The 24,907-nt window shown below is 71.9% G+C and carries 18 protein-coding genes and 1 pseudogene; 8 read left to right on the top strand and 11 right to left on the bottom strand.

Annotated features, from left to right (window positions below):
- Positions 1-182: 182 nt before the first annotated feature.
- The gene (locus OG302_RS27130) at positions 183-3,473 is read left to right on the top strand and encodes a S8 family serine peptidase (RefSeq protein WP_371529152.1); all 3,291 of its coding nucleotides are present in this window, start codon (positions 183-185) and stop codon (positions 3,471-3,473) included.
- 56 nt (positions 3,474-3,529) lie between these two features.
- Here OG302_RS27130 and OG302_RS27125 read toward each other — a convergent pair whose 3' ends face one another.
- Together OG302_RS27125 and OG302_RS27120 are read right to left on the bottom strand one after the other, a co-directional pair.
- A complete protein-coding gene (locus OG302_RS27125; RefSeq protein ID WP_371529151.1) occupies positions 3,530-4,273 on the bottom strand; it encodes a hypothetical protein in 744 nt (247 codons plus the stop codon).
- A gap of 2 nt (positions 4,274-4,275) precedes the next feature.
- Positions 4,276-4,812, bottom strand: coding sequence for a sigma-70 family RNA polymerase sigma factor (locus tag OG302_RS27120; RefSeq protein ID WP_371529150.1), 537 nt, complete (start codon positions 4,810-4,812; stop codon positions 4,276-4,278).
- Positions 4,813-4,996: 184 nt separating this feature from the next.
- Here OG302_RS27120 and OG302_RS27115 point away from each other — a divergent pair, with 184 nt between their 5' ends.
- On the top strand, positions 4,997-6,013 hold the full coding sequence (locus tag OG302_RS27115; RefSeq protein WP_371529149.1) for an aspartate-semialdehyde dehydrogenase: 1,017 nt from the start codon (positions 4,997-4,999) through the stop codon (positions 6,011-6,013).
- Positions 6,014-6,045: 32 nt separating this feature from the next.
- Here OG302_RS27115 and OG302_RS27110 read toward each other — a convergent pair whose 3' ends face one another.
- Positions 6,046-6,210, bottom strand: a complete 165-nt coding sequence (locus OG302_RS27110) for a hypothetical protein (RefSeq protein ID WP_371529148.1) — start codon at positions 6,208-6,210, stop codon at positions 6,046-6,048.
- On the opposite strand from OG302_RS27110, the pseudogene OG302_RS27105 reads away from it, so the two are divergent.
- A pseudogene (locus OG302_RS27105) lies at positions 6,194-6,592 on the top strand (MFS transporter); the annotation flags it as partial. The gene OG302_RS27110 and the pseudogene OG302_RS27105 overlap by 17 nt on opposite strands.
- 165 nt (positions 6,593-6,757) lie before the next feature.
- On the opposite strand, the gene OG302_RS27100 reads toward OG302_RS27105, so the two are convergent.
- On the bottom strand, positions 6,758-7,267 hold the full coding sequence (locus tag OG302_RS27100; protein ID WP_371529147.1) for a DUF1203 domain-containing protein: 510 nt from the start codon (positions 7,265-7,267) through the stop codon (positions 6,758-6,760).
- A 231-nt stretch (positions 7,268-7,498) separates the two neighbouring features.
- On the bottom strand, positions 7,499-8,746 hold the full coding sequence (locus OG302_RS27095) for a flavin-dependent oxidoreductase (protein WP_371529146.1): 1,248 nt from the start codon (positions 8,744-8,746) through the stop codon (positions 7,499-7,501).
- Positions 8,747-8,991: 245 nt separating this feature from the next.
- Here OG302_RS27095 and pepN point away from each other — a divergent pair, with 245 nt between their 5' ends.
- Positions 8,992-11,559, top strand: a complete 2,568-nt coding sequence (pepN, locus tag OG302_RS27090; protein ID WP_371529145.1) for an aminopeptidase N — start codon at positions 8,992-8,994, stop codon at positions 11,557-11,559.
- Positions 11,560-12,046: 487 nt separating this feature from the next.
- Here pepN and OG302_RS27085 read toward each other — a convergent pair whose 3' ends face one another.
- The 3 genes from OG302_RS27085 to OG302_RS27075 form a co-directional block, all read right to left on the bottom strand.
- Positions 12,047-12,967 (bottom strand): LysR family transcriptional regulator, encoded by a 921-nt coding sequence (locus tag OG302_RS27085; protein ID WP_371529144.1) that lies wholly within the window; start codon positions 12,965-12,967, stop codon positions 12,047-12,049.
- Positions 12,968-13,018: 51 nt separating this feature from the next.
- Positions 13,019-13,993 (bottom strand): DMT family transporter, encoded by a 975-nt coding sequence (locus OG302_RS27080; RefSeq protein WP_371529143.1) that lies wholly within the window; start codon positions 13,991-13,993, stop codon positions 13,019-13,021.
- Between the two features lie 237 nt (positions 13,994-14,230).
- Positions 14,231-15,724, bottom strand: a complete 1,494-nt coding sequence (locus tag OG302_RS27075; RefSeq protein ID WP_371529142.1) for an FAD-dependent monooxygenase — start codon at positions 15,722-15,724, stop codon at positions 14,231-14,233.
- Between the two features lie 147 nt (positions 15,725-15,871).
- Here OG302_RS27075 and OG302_RS27070 point away from each other — a divergent pair, with 147 nt between their 5' ends.
- Entirely contained in the window at positions 15,872-16,462 is a 591-nt protein-coding gene (locus OG302_RS27070; protein ID WP_371750247.1) for a TetR family transcriptional regulator, read from the top strand.
- 159 nt (positions 16,463-16,621) lie between these two features.
- On the opposite strand, the gene OG302_RS27065 is transcribed toward OG302_RS27070, so the two are convergent.
- The 3 genes from OG302_RS27065 to OG302_RS27055 all read right to left on the bottom strand — a co-directional run bounded on the left by OG302_RS27065 (position 16,622) and on the right by OG302_RS27055 (position 19,431).
- Complete coding sequence (locus tag OG302_RS27065; RefSeq protein WP_361835932.1) at positions 16,622-16,861, bottom strand: hypothetical protein; 240 nt, start codon at positions 16,859-16,861, stop codon at positions 16,622-16,624.
- 20 nt (positions 16,862-16,881) lie between these two features.
- The gene (gene malQ / locus OG302_RS27060) at positions 16,882-19,101 is read right to left on the bottom strand and encodes a 4-alpha-glucanotransferase (protein ID WP_371750246.1); all 2,220 of its coding nucleotides are present in this window, start codon (positions 19,099-19,101) and stop codon (positions 16,882-16,884) included.
- A 93-nt stretch (positions 19,102-19,194) separates the two neighbouring features.
- Complete coding sequence (locus OG302_RS27055; protein ID WP_361835935.1) at positions 19,195-19,431, bottom strand: hypothetical protein; 237 nt, start codon at positions 19,429-19,431, stop codon at positions 19,195-19,197.
- A gap of 393 nt (positions 19,432-19,824) precedes the next feature.
- Between OG302_RS27055 and OG302_RS27050 the strand changes: the two genes are divergently transcribed.
- From OG302_RS27050 to OG302_RS27040, 3 genes are all read left to right on the top strand, one after another.
- Complete coding sequence (locus tag OG302_RS27050; RefSeq protein WP_371750245.1) at positions 19,825-22,785, top strand: beta-N-acetylglucosaminidase domain-containing protein; 2,961 nt, start codon at positions 19,825-19,827, stop codon at positions 22,783-22,785.
- A 142-nt stretch (positions 22,786-22,927) separates the two neighbouring features.
- Entirely contained in the window at positions 22,928-24,391 is a 1,464-nt protein-coding gene (locus tag OG302_RS27045) for a hypothetical protein (protein ID WP_371529141.1), read from the top strand.
- Positions 24,388-24,843 carry a hypothetical protein gene (locus OG302_RS27040; RefSeq protein WP_371529140.1) on the top strand — a complete coding sequence of 152 codons (456 nt, stop codon included), beginning with the start codon at positions 24,388-24,390 and terminating at the stop codon, positions 24,841-24,843. Before OG302_RS27045 ends, OG302_RS27040 begins: the two co-directional genes overlap by 4 nt.
- Positions 24,844-24,907: the final 64 nt, after the last annotated feature.

Below are 24,907 nucleotides of genomic sequence, written 5' to 3'. Positions count from 1 at the left end.
CCGCGGGAACGCCATCCGTCCCGGCGAGGAAAATCACCCGCTATGTCACCGATGACGTATGGCGGGATTGCGTCACGCGGTGATCGAAGCCCGACAACTCTCCCCAAACAGCAGTCACTTACGTAAAGCTGAGCGGTCATCCGGTTCCGGATTCCGGACCTTTTCGACCTTTACGTACAGGGATGCTGATGCACAGATCCAGTGCTAGACGCACGACCCGCCTCGCGATAGCCGTCGGTCTGACCGCCGCGCTCTCCGCCGCCGGGCCCATACCCATGGCCCTCGCGGCCGACGGCGACCCCGGGGGGCAGACCACCCCCAAGTCCGCCGACAACAAACTGGGTTCGGCCGACGCCGACCTTCTCGCCGAGGCCCAGGCCGACGGCGAGAAGACCGTCACGATGATGGTCGCCACCGCGCCGGGCGCCACCGAGCAGGTCGCGGACCAGCTCGACGCCGTCAAGGGCGGTTCGGTCGGCCGGACGTACGACAAGCTCGGCTACGTACGCGCCACCGTGCCCACCGCGAAAGCCGAGGCCGCCATCGAGGCCGCCGGGAAGCTGTCGTCCGTGCAGGGCATCGACCTGCGGCACGAGATCGAGCTCGACGACCCGACGCCCGCCGCCGACCGGGCCAAGGGCGCGAAGAAGGCGGCCGAGGGGACGTACGCCGGGCCCGGCAAGGACACCCCGGCGAAGAACCCGTACAACCCGTCCTTCGAGACGGGCGCCGTCGACTTCGTGAAGAAGCACCCGAAGGCGGACGGCCGAGGCACCACCATCGGCATCCTCGACTCCGGCATCGACCTGGGTCACCCCGCGCTCAAGAAGACCTCCACGGGCGAGCGGAAGATCACCGACTGGGTGACCGCGACCGACCCGATCGTGGACGCGGACGCCACCTGGCGCCGGATGACCAACCCCGTCACCGGACCCGTCTTCACCTGGGACGGCGAGACGTGGAAGGCCCCCGCGGGCTCCTTCCAGGTCAACCGGTTCCGCGAGTCGGCCACCACCGGCGGCGACGCCAAGGGCGACATCAACCGTGACGGCGACACCACCGACAGCTGGGGCGTGCTCTACGACCCGGCCGCCGGCACCGTTCGCGTAGACCTGAACGACAACAACGACTTCACCGACGACGAGACGATGAAGCCGTACAAGGACGACCACCAGGTCGCCTACTTCGGCAAGGACGACCCGGCGACCGACGTCGTCGAGCGCGTCCCCTTCGTCGTCGAGATCCGCAAGGACGTGCCGACCGACCCGTACGGCGGCGACTGGGTCGGCAAGAAGGCCGACTTCGTCAACATCGGCGTCATCGAGTCCGAGCACGGCACGCACGTCGCGGGCATCACCGCGGCCAACGGCCTGTTCGGCGGCAAGATGAACGGCGCCGCCCCCGGCGCCAAGCTGGTCTCCTCGCGTGCCTGCACCTGGACCGGCGGCTGCACGAACGTCGCGCTCACCGAGGGCATGATCGACCTCGTGACGAAGCGCGGCGTCGACATCGTGAACATGTCGATCGGCGGCCTCCCGGCGCTGAACGACGGCAACAACGCGCGTGCCGTGCTCTACGGCCGCCTCATCGACGAGTACGGCGTCCAGCTGGTGATCTCCGCGGGCAACTCGGGCCCCGGCGCGAACACCATCGGCGACCCCGGCCTCGCGGACAAGGTCATCTCGGTCGGCGCCGCCATCTCCAAGGAGACCTGGGCCGCCAACTACGGCTCCGCCGTGGAGAAGAAGTACGCGATGATGCCCTTCTCCTCGCGCGGCCCGCGTGAGGACGGCGGCTTCGCGCCGGTCATCTCCGCGCCGGGCTCGGCCATCAACACCACGCAGACCTGGCTGCCGGGCTCCCCGGTCGCCGAGGCGGGCTACCAACTGCCCGCCGGTTACTCGATGTTGCAGGGTACGTCGATGGCGTCCCCGCAGGCCGCGGGCGCGTCGGCGCTGCTGCTCTCCGCCGCGAAGCGGGAGAAGGTCGACCTGACGCCGGCGAAGCTGCGCACGGCGCTCACCTCGACCGCGAGCCACATCAGCGGTGAGCAGGCGTACGCGCAGGGCACCGGCCTGATCGACGTCGTGGACGCGTGGAACGCCATCGAGGACGACGCGAAGGCGCACACGTACACGGTCAAGGCCCCGGTCGACACCGCCCTTGAGCAGGAGCTGAAGAAGCCCGGCACCGGCATCTACGACCGCGAGGGCGGCCTGAGGACCGGCCAGAAGCGGACGTACGACGTCACGATCACCCGCACCTCGGGCCCGGACCGCGGCATCCGCCACGAGCTGGACCTGGTCAACAACCACGAGCACACCTTCAAGCTGCTCGGCAAGGGCGCGGTGACGCTGCCCCTGAACAAGCCGGTCACGGTCAAGGTCCAGGCGAAGGCCAAGTCGGCCGGCCTGCACAGCGCGATCCTGACGGTCGACGACGAGCGCTCCGAGGGCATCGACCAGCAGATCATGTCGACGGTCGTCGTCGCGGCGCCGCTCGCCAAGCCCGCGTACACGTTCTCGGCGTCCGACGCGGTGCAGCGCAACAGCACCACGTCGTACTTCGTGACGGTGCCGAAGGGCGCCAAGTCCCTTGAGGTGGCGCTCGGCGGCCTGAAGGACAAGAGCCAGACGCGGTTCATCGCGGTGCACCCGTACGGCGTTCCGCTCGACTCGACGTCGTCGCTCGTCTGCTACGCGAACTACGAGAACCCGGCCAACACCTGCCGCCCCGACCTGCGTTCGTACCCGGAGCCGCAGCCGGGCGTCTGGGAGATCGAGGTCGAGTCGCGCAGGACGTCCCCGCTCCTCGACAACCCGTACAAGCTGGACGTCTCCGCACTGGGTGTCGCCTTCGACCCCGCCGTGCAGAAGGTTCCGGAGGCGAAGGTCGGCACTCCGGCCCCCGTCTCCTGGAAGGTCACCAACAACTTCGCCGCCGTTGACGGCAAGTTGAAGGGCGGCCCGCTCGGCTCCGCGAAGGCGGCGAAGCCGACGATCAAGCAGGGCGAGACGCAGACGACGACCGTGGTCGTGCCCGAGGGCGCGCAGCGGCTCGACGTCGCCATCGGCTCGACGGCGGACACCGCGGCCGACCTCGACCTGTCGGTCCTGAAGGACGGCGCGGTCGTGGGTTCGTCGGCGGACGGCGACTCGGAGGAGTCGGTCAGCCTGACCAAGCCCGCGGCGGGCACGTACGAGATCCAGGTGGCGGGCTACTCCATCCCGTCCGGCGCCACGGCGTACGACTACCGTGACGTGTTCTTCTCGGCCGCGCTCGGCTCGGTGAAGGTCGACGAGTCGGCGCCGGTGAAGCTGGCGAACGGCGCTTCGGCCCAGGTCACGACTCAGGTCGCGGCGGACGCTCCGGCGGCCGACGGCCGCCAGCTGTTCGGCGAGGTGTCCCTCCTGAACGGCCGGGGCACGGTGGCCGGCACGGGCAGCGTGCTCATCGAGAAGGTCGTTTCGTAGACAGCTCGTACGGGGGTGAGGTGGAGGGGGAATGATTCCCTCCACCTCACCCCTGCTCAGCACGTCATTCCTCTGCCCTTCCCCTCCCGCAGCTCCCGTTCGATGAAAGCCCGGTCCCTGGCGATGTCCGCCTTGTTGCCGGACCACAGGTCCGGTGACTTCTGGCCCTTCGGGATGCCGATCAGGGTCCGGTCGCCGGGCCGGAGGCGCGGGTCCACGTTCGCGTCCATCACGAACGTGACCTGCTTGGCGCCCTTGCTCGGCTTGTAGTAGCGGGTCACGTCCAGGACGATCCGGTCCTGGCTGCCGCCGGGCAGCGGCTCGACACGGTTCACCGTGCCCTCCACGATCAGCCGGGCGCACGGCACGTAGGCCCCGGACTTCTGGTCTGCGCTGCCCGAGCCGTCCTCGGCCCCCGGCGCCGCTCCCTTCGCCGCGTCGGAGTCGTCGGAGCTCTTGCTGATCCCGCCCCCGCTCTCCAGTGCGAGCCAGGAGACGCCGCCCACCAGCGAGACGGCCGCCGCGGCCGCGGCCAGGCCGAGGGCCATCGTCAGGCGCCGCCGCCGGACCCCGGCGGGACGTACACCGGCCCCCTCGGGCGGCGGTTCCGGTTCCGGTTCCGCCGCCGGGGCCGCAAGGGCGCGCCCCGCCACCCCCAGGTGCTCCCGCAGCAGTGCGACATCCGCCACAGCCGCCGCGTGCTCCGCGAGCAGCTCCGGGTCCCGGCGGGCGGTCTCGGGCAGGGGCTCGTCCGTGAGAGCCGGCATCAGCGCGTCGTACGTGTACTCGTCCCCAGCCACCCTCACACCACCTCGCCCTCGTGCAGCCGCGCGCGCAGCACCCGTACCGCCGTATGCAGCCTGCTCTTGACCGTGCCCTCCGGAATGCCCAGTTCATCCGCTATCGCCCGTACCGGGAGATCTGCGTAGAAGCGCAGCACGACGACCTGCCGCTGGGTGTCGGGCAGCGCGTCCAGGCCCTGGGTCACGGCCATCGAGAGCGCCCGTGACTCCGCCCCGTCCTCGTCCGTCGCCTCCCGCCACAGCACGGCGAGCCGCTCCCCGAGCCGCTCCTGCCTTCGGCGCGCCCGATGCCAGTCCATGGCGAGGTTCGAGGCGACGACCGCCGCCCACGCGGACACGTCACGAGGCGCCTCGCGCCCGTCCGCCGCCCGCTCCAGGAGCTTGAGCCTGACCTGCTGGACGCCGTCGGGCAGATCGGCGTGCGGCACTCCGCCGAGCGCGAGCACCGCCCGCACCCGGTCCTCCTGGGCCGCGTCGAGCGGATCGGCCCGTTCTTCATGGTCCCGCCGGCCCCGTCGCGTTTTTCCGCGCAGCAAGACACCCCTCCCGTCCCCACGTTTCCCCTAGGACGCGGGGGCGGCCAGAAACGTTCGGCCGTGGACGACGGGAATGTGACATCCCGTACTCCGGACAATGGATTGGACAAGGCGGCCGTGGACAGACGCATGATGGAACGCACAGGCCAATGCCTATGCCCATGCACATACGGAGGAAGTCCCTGTGAAGGTCGGAATCGTCGGAGCCACCGGTCAGGTCGGCACGGTCATGCGCAAGATCCTCGTGGAGCGGGACTTCCCGGTGGACGAGCTGCGCCTGTTCGCCTCGGCCCGGTCGGCCGGCTCGAAGCTCGACGGTGTGACGGTCGAGGACGCCTCCACGGCCGACTACAGCGGCCTCGACATCGTCCTGTTCTCCGCGGGCGGCGCCACCTCGAAGGCGCTGGCCGAGAAGGTCGCCTCGCAGGGCCCCGTCGTGATCGACAACTCCTCCGCCTGGCGGATGGACCCCGAGGTTCCCCTCGTCGTCTCCGAGGTCAACCCGCACGCGATCGCGAACCGCCCCAAGGGCATCATCGCCAACCCGAACTGCACGACGATGGCCGCCATGCCGGTCCTGAAGCCGCTGCACAAGGAGGCCGGGCTCACCGCGCTCGTCGTGGCGACGTACCAGGCCGTGTCCGGTTCGGGTCTCGCCGGTGTCGACGAGCTGTTCGAGCAGGTCAAGAAGGTCGGCGACGACGCGCCGAAGCTGACGCACGACGGTTCGGCCACGGAGTTCCCCGCGCCGAACAAGTACGTCGCGCCGATCGCGTACAACGTCCTGCCGATGGCGGGCTCCATCGTCGACGACGGTCTGAACGAGACCGACGAGGAGCAGAAGCTCCGCAACGAGTCGCGCAAGATCCTGGAGATCCCGGGCCTCAAGGTCTCCGGCACCTGCGTCCGCGTGCCGGTCTTCACCGGTCACTCGCTCCAGGTCAACGCCCGCTTCGAGCGTCCGCTGAACGCCGAGCGCGCCACCGAGCTCCTCGCGTCGGCCGAGGGCGTCGTCCTCACCGACGTCCCGACCCCGCAGGTCGCGGCGGGCAAGGACGAGGCCTTCGTGGGCCGCATCCGCAACGACGAGACGGTGGAGAACGGCCTGGCCTTCTTCATCTCCGACGACAACCTCCGCAAGGGCGCCGCGCTGAACGCGGTGCAGATCGCGGAGCTGGTGGCGGCCGAGCTCAAGGGCTGACGCTCTTCGCATACGTACGCCGATGGGGGCGGTCACCGTGGTGCGGTGACCGCCCCTTTCGCGTACCCCGTGACGAGCAGGGCGAGCGCCGCGAGGCCGCCGCCGAGCCACAGCACGTCCGTGGTGCCGAGGCCGTCCGCGACCAGGCCGCCGGTGAGCGCGCCCAGGGCGATGGCCGCGGCCGCGGGGCGGGCCACCACGGTCATCTTCAGCGGCATCGCGGTGGCGTCCGTGCTCGGCGTCCCCGCCGGTACGTTCCTCGGTGAACTCGCGGGCTGGCGCTGGGCGTTCGCGGTGATGGGGGTGTTCGCGCTGACGGTCTCCGGGCTGCTCGCGGTGGTGCTCCCGCCGCTGCCCGCGTCGGCCGCGGTTCGGCTCGGGACGTTCCCCGGACTGCTGCGGAACGCGAGGCTGCGGGCCGGTCTCCTGGTGGTGCTGCTCTTGGTGACGGGGCACTCGGCCGCGTACACCTACGTACGGCCCGTCCTGGAGCGGGTGCCCGGCCTGGGCGCCGGGCTGATCAGCGGGCTGCTCCTCGCCTACGGGGTCGCGGGCATCATCGGCACCTTCCCGGGCGGCGAGCAGCACCGCCCCACGGCGGAGTACCACGGGCGGCGTGACGTCACGTTCGTGCCGGTGGACGGGGTGCCGGACTCGGTGCTCTGGATGGTGTGGCGCCGGGACACGGAGACGGAGCGGGTACGGGCGTTCGCGCGGGCGGTGGGGGCGATCGCCTAGCCGTGGCTAGGGGCGGCGGACCTCGAAGTGGAAGCAGCCGTACTCGACGGCCCTGACGTGCACGAGGGCGACCTCCGGGTCGGCGAAGGCCTCGGCGAAGGCGGTGTCGAAGCCTTCCGCGGCCGGGTCCGGGATCTCAAGCAGGCGGCCCCCGACGATGCGGCCCTCGGCGCTGTAGCGGCGCAGGGTGCGCAGGGATCCGGGCCGGGCGAAGGGGTACTGCCCGCCGCTGGGCGCCGGGCCCTCGCAGTCGTCCGCGTGGATGAAGACGGGGCCCTGCTCGTCATAGGCGCCGGGGGTGGCACCGGTCCGCAGGGCCCAGCGGCGCAGGGGGGCGTACGAGACGAGGGCGACGCGTTCGCCGGGGGCGACGGGGCGCAGACAGCAGCGGAGCGGGTCGCCGCCTTCCTCGTCCACGTAGGGGCGGCAGGGGTTGCCGGCGTCGTCGGTGACGCGGAGTGCCTTGAGGGCAGTGGGGGTGATGGGGAGGGGCGCGTAAGTGGTGGTCGTGGTCATGTGCCGAGGGTCGCGCGTGGGGGTGGGCGGAGGCTGGCGGATTTCGGACGTTGCATTCGCCCACCCCGCCCCTTCCCGGCCGTGACATGTTCGGCTCCGCCGCGGACGCTCCGGCGCGGGGGCCTTTCCAGCGCCGGTCCGGGCTGAATCCCTTCAGCCGTCCGGCGCTTGAGGACGCCCCCGCGCAGCGGGCTTTCGGGAAGGAGCGGGGGCCGGGGACACAGAAGACCGCTACCAATCCCCGCGCATACGCCGATACCCCTCCCCCAGCCCCCCGAGCTCCTCCCCCGTCAGCACGTCCTCCACCCGAGCGAACCCCTCCGGCGCCCGCTCGGCGACGGTGCGCAGCACCTCGTCCACCGGCATCGCCCGGTTGGCCAGCGCCACCTCGTTGGCCGGACCCCACCGCTCCGCCTCATAGGCCCGCAGCCCGGCCGCCCGGTCCACCCCGGCAAGGGCCACGCACCGCGCGAGCACCCGCGCGTCGAGCACCGCCTCCGAGCCGCCGCTCGACCCCACGGGGTACATCGGATGCGCCGCGTCGCCAAGGAGCGTCACGGGTCCGCGCCCCCACCACGGCAGCGGGTCCCTGTCGACCATCGGGTACTCCAGGATCCGGCTCGTGGACCCGGTCGCGGCGAGCAGCGCGGGCACGTCCAGGTCCCCGATCCGCCACCCGGCGAAGTGCGGCAGGACGTCGGAGAGGCGTCCCGCGCGGTTCCAGTCCACCGGGCCCGGCGACCCGTGGTGATGGACCGGGTAACGCACCTCCGCCACCCAGTTGAGCAGCGCGCGCCCCCGCGTCTCCGCCTCCCGCGAGATCGGGTAGACGACGAGCTTGGCCGTCGCGTTGCTGCCCGCGAAGGCCATCGCCCGGCCGCCGAGCACCGGGTCCCACTCGGTGATGCCCCGCCACATCCGGATGCCGTTCCACAGCGGCGGCCCCTCCCCGGGATGCAGCCGGGCCCGGACCGCCGAGTACAGGCCGTCGGCGCCGATCAGGGCACGCACCGGAACCGCGAACTCCCGCCCGCGCCGCACGTCCCGCAGGGTCACCCGCAGCGCGCCCGACCCCTCCGGCTCGGCGTACCGCACGAACGCCGTACCGGTCTGTACGGCGTTCTCGCCGATGCGGTCGCGCACGGCGTCGAGGAGGATCAGCTGCAGGGCGCCGCGGTGCAGGGAGTACTGCGGCCAGTGGTGGCCGCGCGCGAGCCCCAGCGGCTCGCCCCAGATGTAGTTGCCGTGCCGGTCGAAGTGGATCGTCTCTGCGGTCGGCACGGCCGTGGCGGCCAGCTCGGCGCCGAGGCCCAGCTCCGTCAACTCCCTCACCGCGTGCGGCAGAAGATTGATGCCGACCCCGACGGGCCGCAGCGCGTCCACCGCGTCGATGACCCGTACCCCGATGCCCGCCGCGTGCAGGCTGAGCGCGGTGGTGAGCCCGCCGATCCCGGCTCCCGCGACGAGCACGTCGATCATGCGGCGCACCCCGCGCCACGTAATCGGGGTAGTCGGGGTAATCGGCGTAATCGCGGTAGGCGCGGCAACCGTCGAAGATCCATGAACGCTCCCCCCGGGGCGTGTGTCGACGCGCGGATGCTAGCGGCACGGCAGCCCGCGAACAATGCCGCGTGGCGGCCCGCGGACAATGCCCCGGCGCGCCCGCTGATCCACGTGGAAGGATGGCTGGAAACGTCACAAGTCGTACCTGAGGAGATGACCGCGTGCCCGGCACCAATCTGACCCGCGAAGAGGCGCAGCAGCGGGCGAAGCTGCTCGCCGTTGACTCGTACGAGATCGATCTCGACCTCTCCGGCGCGCAAGAGGGCGGCACCTACCGCTCGGTGACCACCGTGCGTTTCGACTCCGCGGAGGCGGACGCCGAGACCTTCATCGACCTGGTGGCCCCCGCGGTCCACGAGGTCGTCCTGAACGGCCACGCGCTGGACGTCGCCGCCGTCTTCCGTGACTCGCGCATCGCGCTGAGGCACCTGGAGGCGGGGCCGAACGAGCTGAAGGTGGTCGCCGACTGCGACTACACCAATACGGGTGAGGGGCTGCACCGGTTCGTCGACCCGGTCGACCAACAGGCCTACCTCTACACGCAGTTCGAGGTTCCGGACGCGCGCCGGGTCTTCGCGTCGTTCGAGCAGCCCGACCTGAAGGCGACGTTCCAGTTCACCGTGAAGGCGCCGTCCGGCTGGACGGTCATCTCGAATTCGCCGACCCCGGAGCCCAGCGGTGACGTCTGGGTCTTCGAGCCCACGCCGCGCATGTCGACGTACATCACGGCGCTCATCGTCGGTCCGTATCACTCGGTCCACAGCTCATACGAGGGTCCTGGCGGCCAGTCGGTTCCGCTCGGCATCTACTGCCGGCCCTCGCTCGCGGAGTTCCTCGACTCGGACGCGATCTTCGAGGTCACGCGGCAGGGCTTCGAGTGGTTCCAGGAGAAGTTCGACTACGCGTACCCCTTCGCCAAGTACGACCAGCTCTTCGTGCCGGAGTTCAACGCGGGCGCGATGGAGAACGCGGGTGCGGTGACCATCCGCGACCAGTACGTGTTCCGTTCGAAGGTGACGGACGCGGCGTACGAGACGCGCGCGGAAACAATCCTCCACGAGCTGGCCCACATGTGGTTCGGCGACCTGGTGACAATGGAGTGGTGGAACGACCTCTGGCTGAATGAGTCGTTCGCCACGTACACGTCCATCGCCTGCCAGGCGTACGCGGAGAACTCGCGCTGGCCGCACTCCTGGACGACGTTCGCCAACTCCATGAAGACGTGGGCGTACCGCCAGGACCAGCTGCCCTCCACGCACCCGATCATGGCGGACATCCGCGACCTCGACGACGTGCTGGTCAACTTCGACGGCATCACGTACGCCAAGGGCGCGAGCGTCCTCAAGCAGCTCGTCGCGTACGTCGGCATGGACGAGTTCTTCCGGGGCGTGCAGGCGTACTTCAAGGCGCACGCGTTCGGCAACACGCGCCTGTCCGATCTGCTCGGCGCGCTTGAGGAGACCAGCGGGCGCGACCTGAAGACCTGGTCGAAGAAGTGGCTGGAAACGGCCGGCATCAACGTCCTGCGTCCGGTGGTCGACGTCGACACCTCCGGCAGGATCACGTCGTTCGCGGTGAAGCAGGAGGCCCCGGCGCTCCCGGCCGGCGCCCAGGGCGAGCCGACTCTGCGCCCGCACCGGATCGCGATCGGCCTCTACGACCTCGACGAGGAGAGCGGCAAGCTGCTGCGCACGGACCGCGTCGAGCTGGACGTGGACGGCGAACTGACTGCGGTGGACGCGCTGGTGGGCCGCGAGCGCCCGGCGGTCATCCTCCTGAACGACGACGACCTCTCGTACGCGAAGGTCCGCATGGACGCGGAGTCGCTCGCGTTCGTGACGGAGCACATCGGTGACTTCGAGGCGTCGCTGCCGCGGGCCCTTTCGTGGGCGTCGGCGTGGGACATGACACGGGACGCGGAGCTCCCGACGCGGGAGTACCTCTCCCTCGTCCTGTCCGGCATCGCCAAGGAGTCGGACATCGGGGTCGTCCAGTCCCTGCACCGTCAGGTGAAGCTGGCCCTTGAGCTGTACGCGGCTCCGGCCGGGCGTGACGAAGCGCTCGCCCGCTGGACCGAGGCGACGCTCTCGCACCTCCGCTCGGCGGAGCCGGGCAGCGACCACCAGCTGGCGTGGGCACGGGCGTTCGCCGCGACGGCGCGCACGGAGGACCAGCTGACGCTGATCGAGGAACTGGTCTCCGGCAAGCAGTCGATCGAGGGCCTCGCGGTGGACACGGAGCTGCGCTGGGCCTTCGTGCACCGGCTCGCGGCGACCGGCCGGCTCGACGAGGCCGGGATCACGGCGGAGCTCGACCGCGACAAGACGGCCGCGGGCGAGCGGCACGCGGCATCGGCGCGGGCGGCGCGGCCCACTCCGGAGGCCAAGGCGGAGGCGTGGGCGTCGGTCGTGGAGTCCGACAAGCTCCCGAACGCGATCCAGGAGTCCGTCATCGGCGGCTTCGTCCAGACGGACCAGCGGGAACTCCTCGCGCCGTACGCGGAGAAGTTCTTCTCGGCGGTGAAGGGGGCGTGGGACTCCCGTTCACACGAGATGGCGCAGCAGATCGCGGTGGGCCTGTACCCGTCGCTCCAGATCTCCCAGGCCACCCTGGACGCCACGGACGCCTGGCTGGCCTCGGCGTCCCCGTCAGCGGCCCTCCGCCGCCTGATCACGGAATCCCGCGCAGGCGTGGAGCGAGCGCTGCGGGCGCAGGCGGCGGACGCGTAGGCCCGAGGGGGCGGGGTCGGGGGTGGGGGCGGGGCACACCACTCCGGGCCCCGCCGCTCCCCGAACCTGCCCGCGCTGCGCGCGATGCTTTCCCGCCCACCCACCCGATTGCCCCGCAGCGGACAGGTGGCCGGGACGCCGTCTACCGGCCACATCCACCCTGACCGCGCTCCGCGCGATTTTTTCCCACCCACCCACCCGATTACCCGGCAGCTACAGGGTGGGCGGGTGGCAGAAATTTGCGCGCGGCGCGACCACACGACGCGGCACTCGCCCGCTACGGGGCAATCGGGCGGGTGGGCGGGAAAGCATCGCGCGCAGCGCGACTAGAGCAGCAACGACCCACAGACAAACACCTCGGTACTCGCCCGCTACGGGGCAATCGGGCGGGCGGGTGGGTGGGGAAGCATCGCGCGCAGCGCGACCAGGGCCGGTGTGGCCCGGAGTCACGAGGGGCCTCGGACGCCCCCGGAAGCAGGGGTGGCCCCTAGGCCGGGTCCGCCCCCCGCGCAGGGACCGCGTCACGGAGGGCCGACAAGACCCTGCTGACCGCCGCACCCCCCGCCGCCCCCCTCCGCACCGCAGCCACCACATGCCGCCGAGGCCGATCCGCGGACAGCTCCCGCATCACCACCCCGTCACGGCGCACCGCCGCCATCCGCGGGACGAGGGCGACTCCCATCCCCGCCTCCACCATGGCGAGGATCGCCGTCCAGCCGGAGGCGGAATGCGCCTGCTCAGGCGTGAACCCCGCCCCCTCGCACGCCGCCCGCGTGATCTCCGACCAGGGGCCGCTGCCCCCGAAGATCCACGGCTCCCGGGCCAGATCCGCCAGCCGAAGACCCTCCGAGGCCGCCAGCGCGTGGTCCACCGGCAGCGCCACGTCCAGCGGGTCCGCCAGGAGCGACTCCCGCGTGAAGCGGGAGTCCGCGTCCGCCGAGGCCGGCGCCTGCACCGCCAGGGAGAGCGCCACGTCCACCTCCCCCGCGGCCAGCAGCTCGTACGCCTCCGCCGCCTCCACCTCACGGACCCGCACCGAGATCCCCGGCGCCGCCGCCCGCAGCTCCCGCACCGCGGGGACGACGAGCGCGGGCACCGCCGTCGAGAAGGCGCCGACCCGCACCTCCCCAGCCTCACCCTGCGCGTACGCCGCCAACTCCGCGTCGGCACGCTCCAGTTGGGCGAATACCGCTTCCGCGTGACGCAGTACGAGGTGTGCCGCGTCCGTCAGGCGGACCCGCCGCCCGTGTGCTTCGAGCAGCGGCACCCCCAGCTGCTTCGCGAGGTTGGACAGCTGCTGCGACACCGCCGACGGCGTCATCTGCAGCGTCCGCGCCGTCGCCGTGACCGTGCCCCGCTCACTCAACGTACGCAGGATCTGCAGCTTCTTGATGTCCCACTCGCTCATGGAGTCAACGTACCGACTGGTCACCAAAGGTGATCCCACGGGACGCGCCCCCTACTTCGAGGGGGACTGCGAGGGGGACGTCGTGGGGGACTTCGCGCGCGCCGCGCCCAGCACCACGCCGCCCAGGATCAGCGCCATGCACATCACCTGCAGCCACCCCATCGCCTCGCCGAGCACCACCAAGGAGAGCAGGGCGACGCACACCGGCTGAAGGTAGTAGATGACCCCGGCACGAGCGGCGCCGATGATCGAGATCGCCTTGTTCCAGGCGAAGAAGGCGATCGCGGACGAGACGACACCGACGTACAGGAGCGGCGAGACCGTCCCGACGGTCGGCTCGAAGCCGCCCTGGATCACGAAGCTGGCCACGAACACCGGAAGCAGCATCAGCGCACCCAGCGTGAACGTCGCGAAGAGGAACGGCAGTCCGCCGATCTCGGCCGGCTTCCGCCTGAGCAGCGCGCTGTACGAACCGAAGGACACCGCCCCCGCGATCACCCACAGGTCGCCCACCGCGAAGTCCATGGAGAGCGATCCCCCGGACACCAGGACCAGGACACCCGCGCAGGCGATCAGCATGCCCGTCACCCGGCGCGCGCCGAGCCTCGCGCCGCCGAGGCGCTCGTACACCGCCATCAGGACCGGCGACGCGGCCATGATCATGCCCATGTTGCCCGCGGTGGTGGTCACGCCCGCCTGGTTGACCAGGGTGTTGTAGATGGTGACGCCGAGGAGCGAGGCGAGCAGCAGGAAGCGGATGTGCTTGCGGAGCACGACCCGCTGCCGCCAGGCCTGGCGTGCCGCGAACGGTGCCACCGCCGCGATCGCGATGATCCACCGCCAGAAGGCGTGCTGGACGGGCGGCACGCTGTCGGCCAGGGCCCGCGAGGTCACGAAACTGCCCGACCAGACGACCGTGGCGAGCGCCGCGAGGGCGAGACCGAGGCCGATGGGGCGCGCGGCCCCCTGCGCTTTGCTCGCCTTCGACGCGGTGCGGGTGGAGGTGGTCCGGTCCAGGACAGTCACTGATATCCCTTGTCTCTCTCCCGGTTAACGAGGACGGCCCGGGAAAACAGGAACCCCGCCGAGGTGGTCACCACCCGGCGGGGATCTCTTGGCTGATCTCTTCTTGGTTGGCTGCGGAGCTACCGTCGCACTCCAACACCCATCAGGTCCATCGAATCTTTTCGAGACATCTTTGAAGTTCAACTGAACGATGAGCTCAACGATCAACGGCTCAGATCAACGGCTCAGATCGACGGCTTAGATCGACGGAACAGATCGACGGAACAGCCCCCACTCCGCGAGCGCCCTCCGCACCGCCCCCGCATCGGCCTCGTCCGCCGCCCACGCCACGTACCCGTCAGGACGGACGAGGACGGTCGTACGCCGTCCGCTCGTCCAGTGCGTCACGACGGCGCGCCCCGCGCCGCCCTCCACCGCCGTGTCCACGTCCGCGCCCTGAGGAGCGATCAGCACGAACCTGCCCTCGCGCAGGGCCTCGTACAGCCGTCCTTCCTTGAGCGCGATGTCGGGAGCGCGGTGGCCGGTCAGGGGGTGGGCGCCTTTCGGGGCCGGGTAGCTGTAGCCGATGCCGGTGATCTGGCCGATCGCCTTGTCGCGGACCGGGGGCACGGCGCCGATGAAGGACGCGAGCACGGCGCGGCCCGCCCGCGACCACGGGCGCTTGGCCATCGCGAGCCGCACGATGCCGCCGCTGCTGCGCAGGACCGCCTTGCCGATGGGGTGCCGCTCGGACTGGTAGGTGTCCAACAGGCCCTCCGGGGCACGGCCGTCGACCGCCGCCGCCAGCTTCCAGCTCAGGTTCACGGCGTCCTGGAGGCCGGTGTTCATGCCCTGCGCACCGGCCGGGGTGTGGACGTGCGCGGCGTCCCCGGCGAGGAAGACCCTGCCGACCCGGTACGCGGGCGCCTGGCGCTCGTCACTGTGGAAGCGGGACATCCAGCGGGCGTCGTGCATGCCGTAGTCGTGGCCGAGCGCGAGCCGGGTGATCTCCTTGACCTCCGCGAGGTCGAGGGGCTCGCTGTCGGGGACGTTGTGCGCGCGGTTCCAGCCGATGACGCGGTAGTAGCCGTCGGCGAAGGGCGCGATGAAGGCGAAGGCGTCCCCGGCGGCGTTCACCGTGAGGACCGATGCGGGCTTCTCGGCGAGCTTCACGTCGGCGAGCACGAGCGAGCGGATGGCGGACTTGCCGGGGAAGGGCAGGCCGATGGCCTTGCGGACCGGACTGTGCAGCCCGTCCGCGCCGACCACGTACGCCGCCCGTCGCGTCCTCGAACCGCCGTCGGGGCCCCGGACTTCGAGACTCACGCCGTCCGCGTCCTGGGTGAGCCCGGTGACCTCGCTCTCGTACTGGAAGTCGACACCGGCCTCGATCGCCCGTCGCTCCAGGACGCGCTCCACCTCGTACTGCGGCAGGACCAGGAGGTGGTTGTAGCGCGAGTGCAGCTTGTCGAGGCCCACGTCGAGGTGGGCGAAGAGGCGCAGCCGGTCGAGCGTCCTGCCCTTGGCCTCCAGTTCGTCGGCGAGGCCGCGCGCGTCGAGCTGTTCGAGGGTGCGGGCGTGCAGCACCAGGGCGCGCGAGAGGTTGCTGATCTCGTGCGGCCGCTTTTCGAGCAGGGTGACGGGTATACCCGCGGCGGCCAGGTCACCGGCGAGCAGCAGGCCGGTGGGGCCGGAGCCGACGACGATCACGGCGGGGCCCGCGGTGCCGGTCGTGTCCTGCGTTCCGTTCATGACGGCCTCCTTGTGCCAACAGCTGTTGGTCAACGCTTGTTGGCCAACGTAGGACCGTCCTCATGGACTGTCAACACATGTTGGCCTACGCTTGTTGGCATGACCGAAAGTGCACCCGATCCAGTGAACGAGGCCGTGCCCCGGGCCATGCCCGAGGCCGTGACCGAAGCAGCGGCCGCGGCTCCACCCCGCCGCTCCGACGCGACCCGCGGCGCGATCCTCACCGCCGCCCGTGAGCGGTTCGCCGCCGACGGCTACGAACGGGCCACCATCCGCGCCATCGCCAAGGACGCGCGGATCGATCCGTCGATGGTGATGCGCTATTACGGCAACAAGGAAGGGCTGTTCGCCGCGGCCTGCTCCATCGATCTGCGGCTGCCCGATCTCACCGAGGTGCCGCACGAGGCCGTCGGGCGCGTCCTGGTGACGCACTTCCTGGACGTCTGGGAGAAGGACGGGGTGCTGACCGCGATGCTCCGGGTGGGCATCACGAACACGGCGGGCGCCGAGCGCATGCAGGGCATCTTCAGGGACCAGCTGCTGCCGGTCGCGCGCCGCGTCTGCCCCGATCCCGCCGAGGCCCCGACGCGGGCCGGGCTCTGCGCCTCGCAGATCCTCGGCATGGCGCTGACCCGCTATGTGCTGCGGTTCCCGCCCGCGGTCGCACTGTCCGCCCAGGAGATGGCGGACTGGGTGGGGCCGACGGTGCAGCGGTATCTCACGGCCGAGCGGCCGTGACGCACGAACGCACCCGCCGCACGCGAGGTACGCGGCCGGGACATACGTAGGGGCTCTTCGCCGGCATACGCATGCGTACATGCGCGTACCGGCGAAGAGCCCCTACGGAAGAGCCCCCACGAAGGGACTCGGAAAGCGAAGTGGCGTCAGGCCTCGGCGTCAGACCTTCTTCTCCTGCTTGCGGGACTTGTCACCGACCATGACGAGACCCGCGATCACCAGGAACAGCACGATGGGCGCCGCGACATAGAGGCCGAGCGTCTCGATCACACTCAGGCCGGGACCCGGGTCGTCGCCGTCGTCGCGCGTGAGCGCGAGCGCGGGGGACGACATGAGCAGCATCATCAGCGTCGTACCGGAAGCCAGGGCGCCGGCGCGCAGGGCGTTCTTCTTGTCCACGGTGCCAACGTAGCGAACTGCTAAACCGGCCGCGCGCCCGGGGGTGCCGTACGGGTGCGGAACACATCCATGAACGCGTGCACCCGGGGTGACGCGGCGAGTTCCTCCAGGGTGACGGGGCGGCCCGCGGCGTCGGCGATCGGCAGCCGCCAGTTGGGGTACTGGTCCCAGGTGCCGGGGAGGTTCTGCGGGCGGCGGTCGCCGAGCGCGTCCGGCAGCCAGATGCCGGTCATGCGGGCCGGGGTGGCGAGCAGGAAGCGGTGCACGGCGCGGATCTCCTCCTGCTCGTGTCCGCCGCCGCCGGGCAGCATCCCGAGGCGGGAGAGCAGCGCGAGCCACTCCGACACGTCGGCCGCCGCCTCGGCCTGCTCCACGGCCAGGGGGCGGGTCAACAGGCCGAGCCTGTCGCGGAGCTGGACGTGTTCGCCGGTGATGCGGGCGGCTGTGGACGGCAGGTCGTGGGTGGTGGCGGTGGCCAGGCAGTCCGCGCGCCACCGCTCGGGCGGCAGCGGCCGTCCCGTGCCGGCCCAGTCCCGCTCGAACCAGAGCACGGAGGTGCCGAGGACGCCCCGGCGCTGCAGGGTCTCGCGGACTCCGGGCTCGACGGTGCCGAGGTCCTCGCCGATGACGAGGGCGCCCGCGCGGTGCGCCTCCAGGGCGAGCACGGCGAGCATCGCGTCGGCGTCGTAATGGACATACGTTCCCTCGGTGGGCGCGCGGCCCTCCGGGACCCACCAGAGCCGGAAGAGGCCCATGACGTGGTCGATGCGGATCGCGCCCGCATGCCGGAGCATTCCGCGCAGGAGGGCGCGGTACGGGGCGTATCCGGACTCGGCGAGGCGGTCCGGGCGCCACGGCGGGAGGCCCCAGTCCTGGCCGCGCGCGTTGAACGCGTCCGGCGGTGCGCCCACCGACATGCCCGCGGCGAAGTGCCGCCGCTGCGCCCACGCGTCGGCTCCGGCCGGGTGTACGCCGACGGCGAGGTCGTGCACGAGGCCGATGTCCATGCCCGCGTCCCGCGCGGAGCGCTGGGCAGCCGCGAGCTGGGCGTCGGTGAGCCAGGCGAGACGGCAGTGGAAGTCCACGCGGTCCATCAACTCGCGGCGGGCGCGGGCGGATTCGGGCGACGCGGGGTCGCGCAGGGGCGCGGGCCAGGTGCGCCAGTCGGGGCCGTACCGCTCGGCCAGCGCGCACCAAGTGGCGTGATCCTCCAGGTCAGTTCCGTGCTCGGCGAGGAAGTCGTTGTAGGCGGCGCGCCGTCCGGGGCCCAGCGGGACCTCGCGGATCAGCTCCAGGGCCTGGAGCTTGAGTTCCCAGACCGCGTCACGGTCGATCAACTGGCCCTGCTGGAGGACGGATTCGCGGAGCGCGGCGGCCCGCCGCGTGAGATCGGCGGCCAGGTCGCGGGCCGCGCCGTCCAGGTGGGCGTACTCGGGGACGTCCTCGACACGGAGGTGGACGGGGTCGGGGAAGCGGCGCGACGACGGACGGTACGGGGAGGGGTCGGACGCCCCGTCCACAGGCTTCGGCACCGCCGCGTGCAAGGGGTTGACCTGCACGAATCCCGCACCGAGGGCCCGCCCGGACCAGGCCGCGAGCTCGGCGAGGTCACCGAGGTCGCCCATGCCCCAGGAGCGGCGGGAGAGCAGGGAGTAGAGCTGGACGAGGAGTCCGTACGTCTTCGCGCGCGGGGGCGGCAGACGGTGCGGGGCGACGACGAGGTGGGCGGTGGCGGTGCGGTCGTCCGGGGTCTCGACCCGGAGTCCGTGGACGCCAAGCGGCAGGGTCGGCGCCGCCGCTCCTGGCTCTGTCGCCGCTCCTGGCCCCGTCTCTCCGCCGTCCGGCAGCGACTCGTCACGCCCGCCCGGCAGCTCCCACTCCAGTCGCTCCCCCTGCTCCGTCTCCACCCGCACCCGGGTGCCCGGCGGCAGCCCGGCCCAGGGCGGGGGCGCCTCAGCGGCGGGGCCCGGGTCAGGGGCGCGGTCAGGGTCAGGAGCAGCACCTGGTTCAGGAGCAGCGCCCGGGTCAGGGGCAGCACCCGGGTCAGGGGCGCCGCCCCGCCACATCACCACCGTCGGCGGCAGCAGGCGGGCGCTCGGCACCGCCTCGCGGGCCGTGAGGGCGCGCCGCACCGCCTCGGGGGTGCTCGCGTCCACGTCGAGGGCGGCCAGGGCCGCGATCACCGCGGCGTCGGTGGCCGGAACCGTGCGGTCCGGGGACGGGGAGTAAGAGGTCGCCACGCCGTGCAGGGCGGCGAGGCGGGAAAGTCCGGTGGGGGCGGTGGGCCCGGCGGTGGAGCCGGTGACGGGTCCGGTCGCTCCGGGTGGGGCCACCTAGACCCCCATGTAGGCCAGGCCCGACGCGGTGCCGGTGGAGGTCGGCTCGCTGGTCAGCGGAGCGGCGTCGGCGAGCGGAGGCTCGCTGGTCAGGGGTGCGGCGTCGGCCAGCGGGGGCTCACTGGTCAGGGGCGGCTCGAAGCAGCCGCAGGAGCAGGATCCGTCGAGACCCGAGTCCGGTCCTGACACCTGTTTGGAGAGAGCGGAGAGAAGAAGATTCGCGGAAGCGGGCACGTAGGGCTCCATTGTCAGGGGGCAGGTCTTCGGGAGCCCTACCCAGTGCACGGGATCGCAGACATATCCGTTGTATGAACGTGCGCGTGCTCACATTCGTTTCCCTCAGAGGGGGTCGGGACGCAAGATCTTCCTTTTCCCCGCCTTCGGTACCTCACCGTCCCTGCCCGCATCCGGCGCATACATTCCAGCCCCTTCGTGGTTTGACGACGAGTCTGACGACGAACGGGCCGTGCCACCGGGGCGAACGGGGCCATGTCACAGGGAAGAAAACCCCCACAACACCCACGCCCGTTGACACCCCCACCACGCGAGTGGTGGGCTCAGTGACACCCTGAGACAACCAACGCACCAAACGTGATCAACAGCACGAGGGACAACGAGGAGAGGGCCGTGCAACTGCGGCGCAGGAAGGGCGCGGCGGCCATCGCCGTCGCCGTCATCGCGGGCGCACTCGGCGGCGCCCCCGGCGCCGTCGCCGCCCCCGGCCTCCCCGGAAAGCCCGGCACCCCGGCCACCTCCCCGGACGACGACCGGGAGAGCGACGGCTCGCTTCCCCCGGTCTGGCCCCGCCCCCAGTCGATGACCACGGCCGGGGCCACGGTCACCGTGACGGACGAGGTCGTCCTCGCCACCGGCCAGAACCCCGATCCGTACGCCGTCGACGCCCTGCACGCCGTGCTGCGCGACGCGGGCGCCCGCAAGATCACCGAGGTCACGGAGGCCTCCGAGAGCACGGCGACCACGGGGGCCACGGACGGCGGCCGGAACCTCGTCGTCCGCGCCGACGGCACCGGCGCCGACCAGGCCCTGCGGACCCTCGGCGCCCGCGCCCGCGGCGACCTGCCGTCCGGCGGCTACCGCCTCGCGGTGGGCCGGATCGGCGGCCGGGACACCATCGCTCTCGCGGGTACGGGCGACGACGGCCTCTTCCACGGCGTACAGACCCTGCGCCAGCTGATCACCAAGAACACCGGCGGCCGGGCCACCGTCCCCGGAGTCCAGATCCGCGACTGGCCCGGCACCGCGGTCCGCGGCATGACGGAGGGCTTCTACGGCACTCCGTGGACCCGCGAACAGCGCCTCGACCAGATCGACTTCATGGGGCGCACGAAGCAGAACCGCTACCTCTACGCCCCCGGCGACGACCTCTACCGCCAGGCACGCTGGCGCGAGCCGTACCCCGCCGACCAACGCGCCGACTTCCGCGCCCTCGCCGAGCGGGCCGGGCGCAATCACGTGACGCTCGCCTGGGCCGTCGCCCCGGGCCAGGCGATGTGCATGTCGTCCGACAAGGACATCAAGGCCCTGAACCGCAAGATCGACGCGATGTGGGCCCTTGGCGTACGCGCGTTCCAGCTGCAGTTCCAGGACGTCAGCTACAGCGAGTGGCACTGCGGCGCGGACGCCGACACCTTCGGTTCGGGGCCCGAGGCCGCCGCGAAGGCGCAGTCCCGCGTCGCCAACGCCGTCTCCGCGCACCTGGCCGAGCGCCACCCCGGCGCGAAGCCGCTCTCCCTGATGCCCACGGAGTACTACCAGGACGGCTCCACCGAGTACCGCGATGCCCTCGCGGAGCGCCTCCACAAGGGCATCGAGGTGGCGTGGACCGGCGTCGGCGTGGTCCCCAGGACCATCACCGGGCGTGAACTGGCGGGCGCGCGCAAGGCGTTCGGCTCGCATCCGCTCGTGACGATGGACAACTACCCCGTCAACGACTTCGCGCAGGACCGTATCTTCCTCGGCCCCTACACCGGCCGCGAGCCAGCCGTCGCCACCGGCTCGGCCGCGCTCCTCGGCAACGCCATGGAGCAGCCCTCCGCGTCCCGTATCCCTCTCTTCACGGCCGCCGACTACGCCTGGAACCCGCGCGCCTACCGCCCGCACGAGTCCTGGCTCGCCGCGATCGACGACCTCTCGGGCGGCGACCCGAAGGCGCGCGGCGCCCTGCGGGCCCTCGCGGGCAATGACGCGTCGTCGGTGCTCGGCGCCGACGAGTCGGCGTATCTGCGCCCGCTCATGAACGACTTCTGGCGGGCGCGCACGACGACGAACACGGCCCGCATCGAGAAGTCCGCACAGGACCTGCGGGACGCCTTCACGGTCATGAAGGAGGCTCCGCGGCGGCTCGCCGGCAGTGACGTCGACACCGAGGCGCGGCCCTGGGTGGAGCAGTTGGCGCGCTTCGGCGAGGCCGGCGAGACGGCGGTCGACATGCTGCGCGCGCAGTCCAAGGGGGACGGCGCGGCGGCCTGGCGCGCCTCGCGCACCCTGACGGGGCTCCAGAAGGACCTGAAGGCGGGCCGGGCGACCGTCGGCAAGGGCGTCCTCGCCCCCTTCCTGACGCGGTCGCAGAAGGCGTACGAGGCCTGGGCGGGGCTCGACAGCGAGCAGGCGTCGGACCGGGCGACGGTCCGTCTCCCCCGCGCCCGGCCCCTCACGGCGGTGACGGCGCTGACCGACCCCGGCACCAAGGGCAGCGTCGAGGCCCACGTCCCCGGCGAGGGCTGGCGCCGCATCGGCGCCCTCTCCGCCACGGGCTTCACCGAGGCCAGGCCCAAGGGCGCCGACCCGCGTGCCGACGCCGTCCGCGTCACGCTCACCGAGGGCACGGTCCGCCATCTGGTCCCCTGGTACGCCGACGCCCCCGAGGCCCGCTTCTCCCTGGCCCGCTCCGAGGCCGACGTGGAGATCGGCGGCGGCCCGCAGCGGATCACCGCGAAGCTGACGTCCCTGCGCCCCGGCGACGTACGGGGCAAGGTCACGGCGAAGGCCCCCAAGGGCATCGGGGTGCGCACCCCGGAGAACTCGACGCTGCCGCGCGGCACACAGGTGGACGTCCCGGTCGACGTCACCGTCCCGGCGGGCACGCGCGCGGGGACGTACGAGATCCCGGTGTCCTTCGGCGGCCTCACCCGCACGGTCTCGGTCCGCGCCTACCCGCGCACGGACGGCCCCGACCTGGCGCGCGGCGCGAAAGCGTCGTCCTCGGGCGACGAGACGAAGGACTTCCCGGCGTCCGGCGCGAACGACGGCGACCCCACCACCCGCTGGTCATCCCCGGTCGAGGACGGCGCCTGGTGGCAGCTGGAGCTCAAGGAGCCGGTCAGGCTCGGCCAGGTCGTGCTGCGCTGGCAGGACGCGTACGCGGCGGGCTACCGCGTGCAGACGTCCGCCGACGGGAAGACCTGGCGCACGGCGGCGACCGTGAAGGACGGCAAGGGCGGCCGCGAATCGGTCCGCATGGACGCCCGAGACACCCGCTACATCCGCGTCCAGGGCGACAAGCGGGCCACGCGCTTCGGCTACTCACTCTGGTCGGTGGAGGCGTACGCCGTGGCTGAGGGGGCGTAGGCGGGCCAAGGCCGTCGACAAGATGGCTGCGGGACTTGCCAGTTGAGCGTCCGGACGCGCGATGATGGACGGGAAGCCTCGCCGGGGGAGGATCGACATGCGGTTACGGGCGCACCGACCGGATGCGCGGTTGTCGTGTGCCGTGCTGCTGTACGAGGGCGAAGGCGAGGGTTATTCCGGTTGGGCTGACGCCTATCGGTACCAGCCCGGGTACGAAGACGATCCGGACGAGCGGGAGCGGGTGCGGGCGTGGCAGGAGCAGGCGTGGCAGGAGAGGGAACAGTGGGAACGGCAGGAGCGCCAGCAGCACGTGCTGCGGGAGCGGACGCCCGAGCCTGACCCCTCGACGACGCCGGAACGCGAGCGGGAGCAGGTACAGCGAGAGCGGGAACAGCGGGAGCAGGTACAGCGAGAGCGGCAGCTGGAGCGGGAACGGCTGGAGCGGGAACAGCAGTGGCAGCGGTGGCGGTTCCCGGGCTTGCCTCCCCTCGCCACGCAAGCCGCCCGGGACGCCCTGACCCGCTGGCCCGGCAGTCTCTTCCACACCGATCCGGGCCATGTCGTCCTGCTCGACAGCGCCTCCTCGCAAGGCGCGTACACGCTCCGGTCCGCCGTCGGCGACGCGCACGATCTGCTGCTCGTCCACTACGCGGGCGCCGTGGACGCCGGTGACCCTGACGGTCGCCCCAGTCGGCGGGGCCTGCCCCTCAGCGATCTGTTCGGTCTCATCGAGGGAGCCCCGGCCCGGCACATCGTCGTGGTCCTGGAACCGGACCGGCCGACCGAGACCCCGACCGAGACCTCCTTCGCGGAGGCGCTCCAGCACCGGTACGGGTATCTGCTGCGGCACTTCCAGGGCCGTCTCACGCTGATCGTCGCCGACCCGGTCCACCGGGTTCCCCGCCCGTTCCTGGCCGACGCGCTCGGCGGCGACCACCCGCTCTCCGTGCACTCGCTCGCCACCCAGCCGGGGGCCCGGGTCCTGATGCGGGCGGACGGACGTGACGTACGGCTCACCGGGTCCGGGCAGCGCGGCGGCCGGGAGCCGTTGGTGAGGAACCGCACCCGCGCCCTCGGCCAGTCGCTCGCCCGTCCCGCCCTGGCCAAGGTCCGCGCGTCCACCGCGTCCGCACTCTCCGCCGCGGCGCCGTTCGCCCTCGTACTGCTGGCCGTCGCGTTGGTCGCGGGCCTCCTCTTCGAATTGCTGCGGGCGTTGCCGCCGATGCGGGGAACGTGGGCGGCGGTGGTGCTGCTCGGGCTGTGGGCGGTGCTCGCCGTCATCGGGATCATCACGCGGCTGCGGACGCCGCCCGACCGCGCCCGCCCGCCCGACAAGGCGTCGTCCCCCGCACCCCGCAGCCAGGCCTTCATGGACGGCATGTGGGCAGCATGGGGATTTCCAGGACCGGTGCCGCAGCCGACCGGACGCCCCCGGCAGCCGGTCCCCCCGCGCCCCACCCGCGAGGAGAGCCGGGAAGCCGTCGAACGGTCCCTGAACGCCCTGTACGCCCGGCTGCCCGTGCCCCAGATGCGGGCGCCGGACCCGCCACCGTCCCCGGCCGCTCCCTCATCCCCTTCGCCCGACGACAACGGGACCACTCCATGACCGCCCCCGTCCCACCCCGCTCTCCGGAACCGGAAGACCCGCCGGCCCCGGAGACGTCCCCGGAGCCCGCGGCGCCGCCCGCGACGACCGGCGAGTACCGCGAGCTGCCGTCCGGCGAGCAGATGAAGATCTGGAACGAGCTGGTGTCCGATTCGGCCGAGCGGATGCTTTCGCTCGTCGAGCAGGAATTCCAGATGAAGAACAAGCTCGTCGACCAGCGGGTCAGGGACGCCGAGCACAACCGCCGCCTCGACCTGGTCAACGTGTGGTTCCGGGCGGCGGGCGTGGTGACCGGCGTGACCCTCGGGGCGGGCGGGATCGTCGGCTACCTGTGGATCGCCAAGTACTGCGTCGACCACGGCTCGGCGAGCGCGGGCGCCGGTCTGCTCGGCGGCGGTGTCGCCGCGCTGGCAGCGGTGATCACAGCCGTGCAGCGGCGCAACGGCCAGTGAGGGAAGCCGGGGCTGGAGGCCGGGGCTGGCGAGCCCGCCCCGGCCACACGTAAAAGCCCGGATC

The organism is Streptomyces sp. NBC_01283 (genome assembly GCF_041435335.1).
GTDB lineage: Bacteria > Actinomycetota > Actinomycetes > Streptomycetales > Streptomycetaceae > Streptomyces.
Note: the sequence above shows the minus strand (reverse complement) of the source record. Positions and strands in the feature narration are given on the sequence as shown.